Raw genomic sequence first — 11,896 nt, 5'->3', positions numbered from 1 at the left:
GACGGGACCCGGAATGCGCGACTGCCGGGCGGGGAGGCCCGGTCGACATCCACGGATGGGGAGACGGGACGGTGAAACGATCGGTACTCGCGGCGGTGCTCGCCGCCGGCACCATGCTGGCGACGCCCTTCGTCGCTTCGGCTGAATCGCTTCAGGATGCGCTGGTCTCGGCCTATGCCGGCAATCCGCGCATCGATGCGATCCGTGCCCAGCTGCGCGCCGTCGACGAGAACATCCCCACGGCTCTGGCGGGACGCAGGCCGCAGGCGCAGATCCAGGCGAGTGCCGGTCGTGCCGGAACCTCCGTCCAGAACAGCAAGACATACGGCACCGATCCGCGCTCGGTCACCCTGCAGATCACCCAGCCGGTCTGGACCGGTGGACGGGTGGATGCACAGCTGGGCCAGGCCGAGGCTCAGGTGCTCGCCACTCGCGAGCAGGTGCGGGCGATCGAGCAGGACGTCCTGCGCGAGGCGGCGTCGACCTATGGCGACGTGTTCCGTGACCGTGCCGTGGTCAATCTCAACGAGAACAATGTCCGCGTGCTGGAGCGTCAGCTGCAGGCGACGCGCGACCGGTTCGAGGTGGGCGAGGTGACCCGGACCGACGTCGCCCAGGCCGAAGCCCGGCTGGCCAGTGCCCGGGCCGATCTGACCGCAGCGCAGGGCGCATTGGCGAGTTCCGAGGCGACCTATCTTCGCGTCGTCGGCCGCACGCCCGAGACGCTGGAGCCGCCGCGTCCCTTTCCGGATCTGCCCGTCACCCGTGCCGACGCCATCGGCCGCGCCCGTGACGACAACCCCTCGGTGCGGGCCGCCCGCTACACCGTCGATGTCGCCGAGCAGCAGGTGAATTCGGCCGAAGCGACCCGCATGCCTCAGATCTCGGTGGTCGGCAGCCATCAGCGCGAGCGCGACAGGTCTTATGCGCTCGACCGGACGGAAGACAGCCGGATCGTCGCCCAGGTCACCGTGCCGCTCTATCAGGGCGGCGGCGAGTTCGCCGGCATCCGTCAGGCCAAGGAAACCCGGGCCCAGCGGCGCGGCGAGCTGATGACCGCCGAGCGTCAGGCCGTGGAGGGTGCCACCGCCGCCTGGGAGCAGCTGCGGTCCGCCCAGGCCTCGATCGCCTCGCTGGACGCCGCCGTGCGTGCGGCAGAGATCGCACTGGAAGGCGTGCGGGAAGAGGCTGCCGTCGGCGCCCGCACCACGCTCGACGTGCTCAATGCCGAGCAGGAACTCTTTATCGCCCGGGTCAATCTGGTTCGGGCGCAGCGCAACGTCATCGTTTCCGGTTTCGAACTGGCGGCGGCGGTGGGCGCGCTCGACATCCAGGCGATTTCCGCCGATGTACCCGTCTACGACCCCCAGGACAATTACCGAGAGGTACGCGAAGCCTGGTGGGGGACGGGCGACTGACCGGAGGGATTGCCCTCCGACCCACCCCGAATGTCGGCCCAACCGGCCCTGCCCGCAGCGGGGCCGGTTCGTCGTTGCTGGCATTCATCGGCCGACTGCCTTAGAGTGGCGGCAACCGGACACGCGCGAGGAGCCCCAAGGGGCCGATGACCGACAGGACTCAAAACCAGGAACCGTCGATGGAGGAAATTCTCGCCTCCATCCGGCGCATCATCGCCGAAGAGGACGGTGAAGAGGGTGGTGCCGCGGCACCGGCTGCGGCCGGTGGTACGCAGCCGCCGCGGGACGATCGTGAGGATGTGCTCGACCTGATCGATGTGGTCGAGCCCGATCCCTTCGACGATCCGGCGCCGGAGCCCGAACCCGATCCGCGCGGCGGCAACGATTTCGACGATGACGATTTCGGCCCCGGCCCAAGCTTTGCGGCGTCTGCCGACGACGATCTGTTCGACGACGAGCCCGCCAGGCCCGAAGCACCTGCGGCCGATCCCTGGGATGCGCTTCAGGACGACGAGGATGACGACTTCGCCTCGGAACCGGAGCCGGACCCCGAGCCGGAACCCGAACCCGCGCCGCCGCCCCGTCCGGAGCCGGCACCGGCACCGCGGCCTGCGGCAGCCGATGGCGACGGGCTGATGTCGCAGGCGGCAAGTGCGGCGACGGTCGCGGCCTTCGCGACGCTCGGCCAGGCCCTGACCGGCGGCGGGCCGACCGAGGGGCGGCCCCAGGCGGCCTTTGGCGGCCGGACGCTGGAAGAGCTGGTCGCCGACATCCTGCGCCCCCTGCTCAAGGACTGGCTGGACCAGAACCTGCCGCCGATGGTGGAACGTCTGGTACGTGAGGAAATCCAGCGGCTCGCGGAACGCTCGCTGCGTTCGTGAACCGCAGGCTGTCCGGCGGGCGTGCCCGCGGGCACGCCCTGATCACGCCGGACGGGGACAAAAGGCCGGATCATCCGGCCGACGCCGCGCCCGGCCCTGCACAGATCGGCGGCCGGTGAGCCTGTTCGGGCCCGACCGACCGCCCCAGAAGACAGCGGAACGGAACGGCATGCTGGACAAGACCTTCAGGCCTCAGGAGGCCGAGGCGCCGATTTACGAAGGCTGGCGCAAGAGCGGAGCCTTCCGCGCGGATGTGCGCTCGGGGGCGGACCCGTACACGATCATGATGCCGCCGCCGAACGTCACCGGCAGCCTGCATATCGGCCACGCGCTGACCTTTACCATCCAGGATGCGCTGATCCGCTATCGGCGCATGACCGGGCGCGATACCCTGTGGCAGCCCGGCACCGACCATGCCGGTATCGCGACCCAGATGGTCGTGGAGCGCCAGCTGGCAGAGCAGGGCATCACCCGCAATGATGTCGGCCGCGACGGGCTGATCGACCGGATCTGGACCTGGAAGGAACAGTCGGGCGGCCGCATCCTCGACCAGTTGACCAGGCTGGGGGCCTCGGCCGACTGGCCGCGGGAACGCTTCACCATGGATCCGGCCTTCTCCGCCGCGGTGCGCAAGGTGTTCGTCACCCTGTACAAGCAGGGGCTGATCTACCGCGACAAGCGGCTGGTCAACTGGGACCCGAAGCTGAAAACCGCGATCTCGGATCTGGAGGTCGAGCCGAAGGAAGTGAAGGGCCATTACTGGCACCTGCGCTATCCGCTGGCCGACGGCTCGGGCCGCCATATCGTGGTCGCAACCACGCGCCCCGAGACCATGCTGGGTGATACCGCCGTTGCGGTGCATCCCGATGACGAGCGCTATGCCGACCTGGTCGGCAAGGAAATCCTGCTGCCGCTGACCGGCCGGCGGATCCCGATCGTCGCCGACACCTATTCCGACCCCGAAAAGGGGTCGGGTGCGGTCAAGATCACGCCGGCGCACGACTTCAACGACTTCGAGGTCGGCCGCCGGCACGGTCTGGACATGATCAACGTGCTCGACGCCGATGCCCGCATCGTCGACGAGCCGGTGATCCCGGCCGCCTATCGCGGTCTCGACCGGTTCAAGGCCCGCGAGCGGATCGTCGCCGATCTGGAGGCGGCGGGGCTGCTTGAGGGGATCGAGCCGGTCACCCATACCGTTCCCTATGGCGACCGTTCGGGCGTGGTCATCGAACCCTGGCTGACCGATCAGTGGTATGTCGATGCGCCCAAGCTCGCCATCCCGGCGGTCGAGGCGGTGGAGACCGGCAAGACCGTCTTCGTGCCGAAGCAGTGGGAAAACACCTATTTCGAATGGATGCGCAACATCCAGCCCTGGTGCGTGTCGCGCCAGATCTGGTGGGGCCATCGCGTGCCGGCCTGGTACGGGCCGGACGGCACGGTGTTCGTCGAGGAAACCGAAACCGAGGCCAAGGCCGCCGCGGCGGCCCATTACGGTGAGACCGTCGACCTCACCCGGGACAGCGACGTGCTCGACACCTGGTTCAGCTCGGCGCTCTGGCCTTTCGGCACCCTCGGCTGGCCCGAACAGACCGCGGAACTTGCCCGTTACTATCCGGGCGATGTGCTGGTGACCGGCTTCGACATCATCTTCTTCTGGGTCGCCCGGATGATGATGATGGGCCTGCACTTCATGGGCGACGTGCCGTTCCGCACCGTCTACATCCACGCCCTGGTCCGCGACGAAAAGGGCCAGAAAATGTCGAAGTCGAAGGGGAACGTCATCGACCCCATCGATCTGATCGACAAATACGGCGCGGATGCCGTGCGCTTCACCCTGCTGGCTCTGGCGGCCCAGGGCCGCGACGTCAAGCTGGCCGAGGCGCGGGTTGCGGGTTATCGCAACTTCTCGACCAAGCTCTGGAATGCGGCACGCTTCGCCGAGATGAACGGGGCGGAGAGCGTCGAAGGCTTCGACCCGACATCGGTCAGCCATGTGCTGAACCGCTGGATCGTGGGCGAGGCGGCCCGGGCGACCCGGGCCGTCACCGAGGCGATGGAAGCCTTCCGCTTCAACGAGGCGGCCCAGGCCGCCTATCGCTTCACCTGGGATATCGTCTGCGACTGGTATCTGGAACTGGCGAAGCCGATCCTGCAGGGCGGCGAGACCGCGGCTCTGGCCGAAACCAGGGCGACGCTCGCCTGGGTGCTGGACCAGATCCTGCTGCTGCTCCATCCCATGATGCCGTTCATGACCGAGCAGCTTTGGGAAACCCGCCCCGGCAGCCGCGCGCCTGCACAGGCGATTACCGGTGCCTGGCCGGTGCTCGATCCCGCGACGCTCGCCGATCCGGCGGCCGATGCCGAGATCGGCTGGCTGATCGAGGCGGTCTCCGCCGTGCGCAGCGTGCGCTCGGAGTTGAACGTGCCGCCGGCCGCCAAGGTGCCGGTGCTGTTCCGTGACGCGTCCGAGGCGACCCGCAGCCGTGCGGCGACCCATGGCGACGCGCTGGCTCGTCTGGCCCGGGCCGAGCGGATCGAGTTCGTCGACGGCGAAGTGGCGGGCACGGTGGAGACGATCGTGAACGGCGAGGTGGTGCTGCTGCCGATCGCCGACGTCATCGACGCCGCTGTCGAGATCAAGCGTCTGGAAGGCGAAATCACCAAGCTCGACCGCGACATCGCCGGCATCGACAAGCGGCTCGACAACCCGGCCTTCGTCGCCAAGGCACCGGAAGAGGTGGTGGAGGAGAATCGCGAGCGGCGCGCCCAGGCGGTTGCCGATCGTGAGGCGCTGTCGAAGGCGCTGGCGCGCGTCCAGGCGATGCGCAGGGATTGATCCGCCGAACGCAACCGGACGGCCGCATTCTTCCCGGATGCGGCCGTTCGCTTTGCCTCAGACATATGATGACCTGAAGTCTCGGAGCCCCCGCCCGATGTTCGTCGTCCATGATCTGTCCGGCCTGGCGCTGCTGGTCGGCGCAGCCTTTGTCGCCGGTGTGCTGAACGCCCTGGCCGGCGGCGGCAGCTTTCTGACCCTGCCGGCCCTGATTCAGGCCGGCGTTCCGCCGGTCATGGCCAATGCCACGGGCACGGTGGCCTTGCTGCCGGGATATGTCGGCAGCTGCTGGGGCTATCGCGCTGAGATGGGCCCGGCCTTTCACGGCCGCCGGCCCTGGCCGCTGCTGATCGCCGCACTGGCGGGCGGCCTGCTGGGGGCCGGGCTGCTGGTGGTGACGCCGGACGATGTGTTCCGCGGGCTGGTGCCCTGGCTTCTGGCGGCAGCCACCCTGCTGTTTGCCGCCGGCGACCGCATCGCCCGCGCACTCACCCGCATGGGGGCCGGGGGGCCGGCACAGATGGTGGCCGGACTGTTCCTGGTCTCGGCCTATGGCGGCTATTTCAACGGCGGGGTGGGTATTCTGCTGCTGGCGCTGTTCACCGTCATGGGCATTGCCGATCTCAACGCCGCCAATGCGCTCAAGAATCTGATGTCGGTGGTGCTGACGACGATTGCGGTGGCGGCCTATGCCGCGGCCGGCGTGGTCGCCTGGCAGCCGGCTGCAGTGATGGCGGTGGCGGCGGTTGCAGGTGGGATCGCCGGTGCGCGGCTGGGCCGCCGCATTCCGCGGCCCTGGCTGAAGGCGGTGATCATCACCATCGGTGTCGCGATGACCATCGCCTTCTTCCGGGCCGGCTGACGGGCTGCCGTCAGCGCGGCTCGTTCCAGTGGATCATCGGCAGCCCGGCTACGGGCGCGCGGAAGAAGGGAATGGTGGTGCCGCGCAGGCTGCCCAGATAGACGGTCTGCAGGTCGGGGCCCCCGAAGGTGACGCTCGCCATCCAGGGGGCAATGGTCCCCTGGGCCTGCATCATGTCGTCGACGGTGATCGTGCCCGCGTCGAATTTGGCCATATAGGCGCGGGAGATCTCGGGATCGCCGTCGTCCAGCAACACCCGCAGCTCACCCTCTGGCGTGATCGCGACCAGACGGTCGACCATGATCAGCGTGCACCACAGATTGCCGAAGGCATCGAAGGCGATGCCGTCGGGGCAGCCGCCCAGATGGGTGGGGCCGAAGATCTCGCGATCGGTCAGCCCCACCCCGGCCGGATCCTCGACCACCCGCATCCGGGTGATGTGCGGACCGGTGGTCTCGACGATGTAGAGCCAGTCTTCGTTTGCGTCGAAGCGGATCTCGTTGGTGAAGGCGAACCCTTCTGCCACCACCCGCAGCCCGTTCTGGTCGACCACCGCGATATAGCCGTCGCGCACGCGCCGGGCGGCGGCCTCGGTCCAGGGATTGACCCGGGTGGAGACCGTCAGCCAGATCCGGTCGCGGCTGTCGCGCAGGACGAAATTCACCTTGCCGATCGGCTGGCCGTCGATCGTGTCGTAAAGCGTGCGGACCTCGCCGTCGCGGGTCATGACTTCCAGAAGATCGGTGCCGAAATTGGAGATCAGGATGTCGCCGTTGCGGGCAAAGGCGAGTCCGTTGGGCAGGGTGCCCTGGGTGAATTTGGCCTCGAGCGCGCCGGCCGTGGCCTGATCGGCGGTGGCGAAGCGGGCGTCCGCACGCTGGGCGATGAAATGCTGACTGCCGTCGGCGGCAATGCGGGTGACGCCCCCGCGGGCATCGGCCGCCCAGAGCGTGCCGTCACGTTCGGCCAGGATGCATTCCGGGCGCTGCAGATCGCGGCCGATCGTGCCGATCCGGTCGCGATCGACGGTGAAGCCGTCCAGCGGATTGCGGGACATGAGCGGCATCTCCTTCCCTGAAGCCGTCAGCCGGTTCAGGGAGCGGCCTTCTATGAGCCATGCACTACCCGATACCGGGCCGGCGGATGCCGGCGCATGATGGGACAGTGTTCCGCCGCAATCTGCAAGACTGAAGCGCCTCTCTGCCCACCTCAGAGCGTCCGCGGCGCCCGATGCAGGTGCCAGCTTTCCGGGAGCGTGAAGCCGGGCAGGTCGCCGCGGATCAGAGACAGGGCGACGGCCGCCACTTCCTGATCATATGCCTTGCCGCCATGGCGGGAGAGTTCCTCGGTCACCGCCGCAAGGTCCAGATGGCGTCGATAGGGGCGGTCGGTCAGCATGGCGTCGATGACATCCGCCACCATGACGATCCGCACCGGCAGGGCGATCTGTCGGTCGCTCAGCCCGCGTGGATAGCCGCTGCCGTCCAGCCTTTCATGGTGATCGGTTACGATGGTCCGGACGATTTCAGGCAGATCGATCCCGTCCATCATCTCGATGCCGATGCGGGCATGGGCGCGGATCAGGGCGTATTCCTCCTGCCGCAACCGCCCGGGCTTGACGAGCAGTTCGGTGGGCACGCCCAGCTTGCCGACATCATGGAGCACGGCACCGAGCCGGATCATCTCGCGGGTTTCGTCGTCCAGATCGAAGGCGGCGGCGATCGCTTCCGACAGCTCCGCGACCTGGCGCTGATGGCCGGCGGTATAGGGATCCCGCGTCTCCACGGCCGTGGCAAGCGCGTCGACGGCGGTCTTCAACGTCCGGGTCAGGCGCCGGCGCAGCGCTTCCTGTTCCACGACCAGGGCATGGGCGCGTTCGCTCAACTGATGGATGACGGTGATGTCGTTGCCGGTGCCGATGACCCGCCGGACCATGCCGTCCGGGCCGCTGAGCGGGATCAGCGTCGTGCGCCACCAGCGTCGCCCGGCCGGCAGTTCAAGGCATTCCTCGTAGGTCAGCGGCACCCGTTCGGTCACGCAGACTGCGTAATTGCGGCAGACCTGGGCGGCGACGTCGTCGGGCAGGAACTCGTCCATGCGCAGCCCCGCCTTTTCGCGAAAGCTCAGGCCGGTGGCATGCGCATGGGCCGCATTGTTCGCACGAAAGATGAAGCCGTCCCCGGCAGGATCGACCACGAAAGCCGGCGCGGCGATCAGATCCAGGAACATCGCCAGGTCACTACCCGTCGCATTCAGCAGCAATGTCGCGATGCGGCTGGAAGAGCCGCCGGCCTCGCCGTCTTCAGTCACGTGTCGCCCGTCCCGCAGAGTATGAAGCGACCCAGACTATCATCCTCCATTCCTGAAAGAACGTTTAAAGCGGTGGATGAGATGCGCGTATCAGGCGTGCGGCACCTTCATGGCATGTCGAGGCCGAGATCCAGGATCGGCGCGCTATGGGTGAGCCAGCCGGCCGAGATCAGGTCGACGCCGCTGGCTGCGACGGCGCCGACCGTCTCGCGGGTGATCCGGCCCGAGGCTTCGGTGATCGCACGCCCGCCGATGCGGGCCACGGCCTCGGCAAGTCCTGCCGGCGTCATGTTGTCGAGCAGGACCGCATCGGCGCCCGCTTCCAGGACCTCGTCCAGCTGATCCAGGCGGTCGATTTCGACCTCGATCTTCACCAGATGGCCGACATGGGCGCGGGCGCGACGGATGGCGATGCCGGCACCGCCTGCGACCGCGATGTGGTTGTCCTTGATCAGCCCCGCGTCATCCAGGCCGAAGCGATGATTGGCACCGCCGCCGGCCCGCACGGCGTATTTCTCGAGCGCGCGGAGGCCGGGCGTGGTCTTGCGGGTGCAGGTGATCCGGGCCCGATTGGGGGCTGCGGCGGCAACCAGGCCGGCGGTGGCGGTGGCGATGCCGGCCAGCCGGCAGGCGAGGTTGAGCGCCACCCGCTCCGCCCCCAGCACCGAGCGGGCAGGCCCCTCGATCGTCATCACCACGTCGCCGGGGGCCACTGCGGCGCCGTCGGGGATGATGATCCGCGTTTCCACCCCGGGATCGAGCAGACGGAAGGCGAGGGCCGCGACGGTGCCGCCCGCCATCACCCCCGGCTGACGTGCGGCCATCACCGCCGCCATGCGGGCCTCGGCGGGGATCACGGCGGCCGAGGTGATGTCGCCGGCACGGCCCAGATCCTCGATCAGAGCCGCGCGCAGGATCGGCTCCACCAGGATGTCGGGAAGAGGAGAGATGTCAGGCAGGGACATGGCGGCGCTCCCGGAGGGCGAGGGGGGTGGTGTCAGTGCGCTGATGGGCGCCGATGCTGTCGGGGCGGTCACGGGCGGCTTCCGCGATCAGACGGCAGACCAGGGCGCGGTCGGCAATCGCCGCCGGCAGCTGCGGGTCGGCCTCGATGGCGGCTGCAAGACCGATCAGGTGGTCGAGCCCTGCGGCATCGCGCAGCACGCCGGCCTGACGGGACATTGCAGTACGCAGGCGCCTGATCGCGACCGCGTCCTCGCCGGTTCCGGCCCGGCCGTTGCGGAGGGCCGGCCGGATGACCGGAGCGCGGGCATCGGGGGAGGTGGAAAGAATGTCGCGAGCCACCCAGCCTCCGCAGACCAGGGCTTCGAGCAGCGAGTTCGACGCCAGACGATTGGCGCCATGCAGCCCCGTCGCGGCCACTTCGCCCGCAGCCCAAAGACCAGGGATAGTCGTGCGGCCGGCGAGATCCACGGCAATGCCACCCATATGGTAATGCGCAGCCGGCGCAACCGGGATCGGCTGCGATGCGGGATCGATCCCCGCCTTCCTGCAGGCCGCGGCGGCGGTCGGGAAACGCGCGGCAAAGCCGGGGCCGATCGCGGCGCGGGCATCCAGGAACACCCGATCGCCCGCGTCGATGGTGGCGGCGACCTGCCGGGCGACGACATCGCGAGGGGCGAGGTCGCCACCGGGGATGCCGGCCATGACCGGTCGTCCGGCGCCGTCGATCAGCGCCGCCCCGGCGCCGCGGATCGCTTCCGAGGCGAGCGGCATGGGATCGCCGCCGAGATCCATGGCGGTCGGGTGGAACTGCACGAATTCGAGGTCGCGAAGCCCGGCGCCGATCCGGGCGGCGAGGGCGAGGCCGCGGCCAGTGGCGCCGGGCGGATTGGTGCTTTGGGCGTAGAGCCCGCCGATGCCGCCGGTGGCGAGCACGACGGCCGGGGTACGGATCATCAGCCGGCGGCCGGCCAGATTGGCGATGATGCCGGCGATCCGGCCCCGGGCATCGGTCAGCAGGGCCGTGGCTTCGGCATTGTCGAGCCGGCGGATGTGAGGTGCTGCGGCCGCACGGGCGGTGAGCGCGGCAAGGATCGCCCGGCCGGTCGCATCGCCCCCGGCATGAAGGATCCGCGCCCGGCCGTGGGCGGCTTCCAGACCGCGGGCCGGACGGCCATCGGTACCGGGGTCGAAGGTCACACCCGCGCTTTGCAGCCAGTCGATGCAGCCGGGTCCGGCCGCCGTCACCAGGGCCGCGACCAGGGGATCGACCAGACCTGCGCCCGCGGCCGCGGTATCGGCGGCATGAAGGGTGGGGCTGTCGTCCGGTCCGGTGGCGGCGGCTATGCCGCCCTGGGCCCAGCCGGTGGCTGCAGGCCCATGCGCCAGAACCACCACCTGGCAGGGGGCGAGATTGAGCGCCGTGGCGAGACCGGCGGCACCGGCGCCGACCACGACCACGCCGGTCGTCAGTGTTTCGGTCGGGGGGTCGAGAGGTGTGAACATGGCCGTCACCGGATGCTGAGCATGCGTTCCACCGCCCGGCGCGCATCCCGGGCGATATCGTCGGGCACCGTGACCTCGTGGCTCATGGTTTCCAGCGCGCGCCGGATGCCGGGAAGGGTGATGCGCTTCATATGCGGGCACATGTTGCAGGGCTTCACGAACGAGATGTCGGGGAAGCCGGCGGCGACGTTGTCGCTCATCGAGCATTCGGTGATCAGGGCGACGCGCGGCGGGCGCCGGCGGTCAACGAAGTCGATCATCTCGGCGGTCGAGCCGGCGAAATCCGCTTCAGCGACCACCTCGGGCGGGCATTCGGGATGGGCGACCACGGTGACGCCGGCATGTTCTGCGCGCATCCGGCGGATGTCCTCAGGGGTGAAGCGCTCATGAACCTCGCAGGCGCCGTCCCAGGTGATGATCCTGACCCGGGTCCGCGCCGCGATGTTTCGCGCCAGATAGCCGTCGGGGATCATGATCACCTCGGGCACGCCCAGGCTTTCGACCACTTTCAGCGCATTGCCCGAGGTGCAGCAGATATCGGAGGCCGCCTTCACCTCGGCGGAGGTGTTCACATAGGTCACCACCGGCACGCCCGGGTGCCGGACCCTGAGTGCCGCCACATCGGCGGCGGTGATCGACTCGGCCAGCGAACAGCCGGCCATGTCGTCGGGGATCAGCACCCGGCGATCCGGGTTGAGGATCTTGGCGGTCTCGGCCATGAAATGCACCCCGGCCAGCACGATCACCGCGGCATCGGTCGCCACCGCCTCACGCGCCAGGGCCAGGCTGTCGCCGACGATATCGGCGACGCCGTGAAAGATCTCGGGCGTCTGATAGTTGTGGGCCAGGATTACGGCATCACGCTCGCGTTTGAGCCTGCGGATCTGCGCCACCTCTTCGGCATGCACGGCCCATTCGATCTCGGGCATCAGATGGCGAAGCGGGGCCGGCATCGGCACGGCGGGCTGAAAGGCGGTCATCGGCTCGATCTCCCGAAGCATCCCCCGGGGAAGGCATTAATGCTCAAGTTGAGCATTTCCAGGGGGTGAAAAATCCCGGCATGGCCGGGCGGTCAAATATAGTCAGAATGAGCATAAGACAGTCAAGCTTTTCGGGA

At 68.7% G+C, this 11,896-nt stretch carries 9 protein-coding genes; 4 read left to right on the top strand and 5 right to left on the bottom strand.

The window, feature by feature from the left end; all coding sequences use genetic code 11:
- Positions 1-71 precede the first annotated feature (71 nt).
- From CMO28_RS23780 to CMO28_RS23765, 4 genes are all read left to right on the top strand, one after another.
- On the top strand, positions 72-1,418 hold the full coding sequence (locus CMO28_RS23780) for a TolC family outer membrane protein (protein ID WP_296718012.1): 1,347 nt from the start codon (positions 72-74) through the stop codon (positions 1,416-1,418).
- A 179-nt stretch (positions 1,419-1,597) separates the two neighbouring features.
- Positions 1,598-2,299 carry a DUF2497 domain-containing protein gene (locus CMO28_RS23775; RefSeq protein ID WP_296718009.1) on the top strand — a complete coding sequence of 234 codons (702 nt, stop codon included), beginning with the start codon at positions 1,598-1,600 and terminating at the stop codon, positions 2,297-2,299.
- 169 nt (positions 2,300-2,468) lie between these two features.
- Positions 2,469-5,138 (top strand): valine--tRNA ligase, encoded by a 2,670-nt coding sequence (locus CMO28_RS23770; protein WP_296718006.1) that lies wholly within the window; start codon positions 2,469-2,471, stop codon positions 5,136-5,138.
- Positions 5,139-5,235: 97 nt separating this feature from the next.
- Positions 5,236-6,000: a sulfite exporter TauE/SafE family protein gene (locus CMO28_RS23765; protein ID WP_296718003.1), complete on the top strand. Its 765-nt coding sequence runs from the start codon at positions 5,236-5,238 to the stop codon at positions 5,998-6,000.
- Between the two features lie 10 nt (positions 6,001-6,010).
- On the opposite strand, the gene CMO28_RS23760 is transcribed toward CMO28_RS23765, so the two are convergent.
- The 5 genes from CMO28_RS23760 to nadA form a co-directional block, all read right to left on the bottom strand.
- Positions 6,011-7,057 (bottom strand): SMP-30/gluconolactonase/LRE family protein, encoded by a 1,047-nt coding sequence (locus CMO28_RS23760; RefSeq protein ID WP_296718000.1) that lies wholly within the window; start codon positions 7,055-7,057, stop codon positions 6,011-6,013.
- 152 nt (positions 7,058-7,209) lie between these two features.
- Positions 7,210-8,310 carry an HD domain-containing phosphohydrolase gene (locus tag CMO28_RS23755; RefSeq protein ID WP_296717997.1) on the bottom strand — a complete coding sequence of 367 codons (1,101 nt, stop codon included), beginning with the start codon at positions 8,308-8,310 and terminating at the stop codon, positions 7,210-7,212.
- A 107-nt stretch (positions 8,311-8,417) separates the two neighbouring features.
- Positions 8,418-9,275: a carboxylating nicotinate-nucleotide diphosphorylase gene (nadC, locus tag CMO28_RS23750; protein ID WP_296717996.1), complete on the bottom strand. Its 858-nt coding sequence runs from the start codon at positions 9,273-9,275 to the stop codon at positions 8,418-8,420.
- On the bottom strand, positions 9,262-10,779 hold the full coding sequence (locus tag CMO28_RS23745) for an L-aspartate oxidase (RefSeq protein ID WP_296717993.1): 1,518 nt from the start codon (positions 10,777-10,779) through the stop codon (positions 9,262-9,264). Before CMO28_RS23745 ends, nadC begins: the two co-directional genes overlap by 14 nt.
- A 5-nt stretch (positions 10,780-10,784) precedes the next feature.
- Complete coding sequence (gene nadA / locus CMO28_RS23740) at positions 10,785-11,759, bottom strand: quinolinate synthase NadA (RefSeq protein WP_296717991.1); 975 nt, start codon at positions 11,757-11,759, stop codon at positions 10,785-10,787.
- Positions 11,760-11,896: the final 137 nt, after the last annotated feature.

The organism is Tistrella sp., from assembly GCF_002684955.1.
Classification (GTDB): Bacteria; Pseudomonadota; Alphaproteobacteria; order Tistrellales; family Tistrellaceae; genus Tistrella; species Tistrella mobilis.
This window is presented reverse-complemented; position numbering and strand designations above follow the sequence as displayed.

Excerpts from the sequence above, each read along its gene's own strand:
- CMO28_RS23775 (WP_296718009.1), top strand. The coding sequence starts at position 1,598 with ATGGAGGAAATTCTCGCCTCCATCCGGCGCATCATCGCCGAAGAGGAC.
- CMO28_RS23770 (WP_296718006.1), top strand. The coding sequence starts at position 2,469 with ATGCTGGACAAGACCTTCAGGCCTCAGGAGGCCGAGGCGCCGATTTAC.
- CMO28_RS23765 (WP_296718003.1), top strand. The coding sequence starts at position 5,236 with ATGTTCGTCGTCCATGATCTGTCCGGCCTGGCGCTGCTGGTCGGCGCA.
- CMO28_RS23760 (WP_296718000.1), bottom strand. The coding sequence starts at position 7,057 with ATGTCCCGCAATCCGCTGGACGGCTTCACCGTCGATCGCGACCGGATC.
- nadC (WP_296717996.1), bottom strand. The coding sequence starts at position 9,275 with ATGTCCCTGCCTGACATCTCTCCTCTTCCCGACATCCTGGTGGAGCCG.
- CMO28_RS23745 (WP_296717993.1), bottom strand. The coding sequence starts at position 10,779 with ATGTTCACACCTCTCGACCCCCCGACCGAAACACTGACGACCGGCGTG.
- nadA (WP_296717991.1), bottom strand. The coding sequence starts at position 11,759 with ATGACCGCCTTTCAGCCCGCCGTGCCGATGCCGGCCCCGCTTCGCCAT.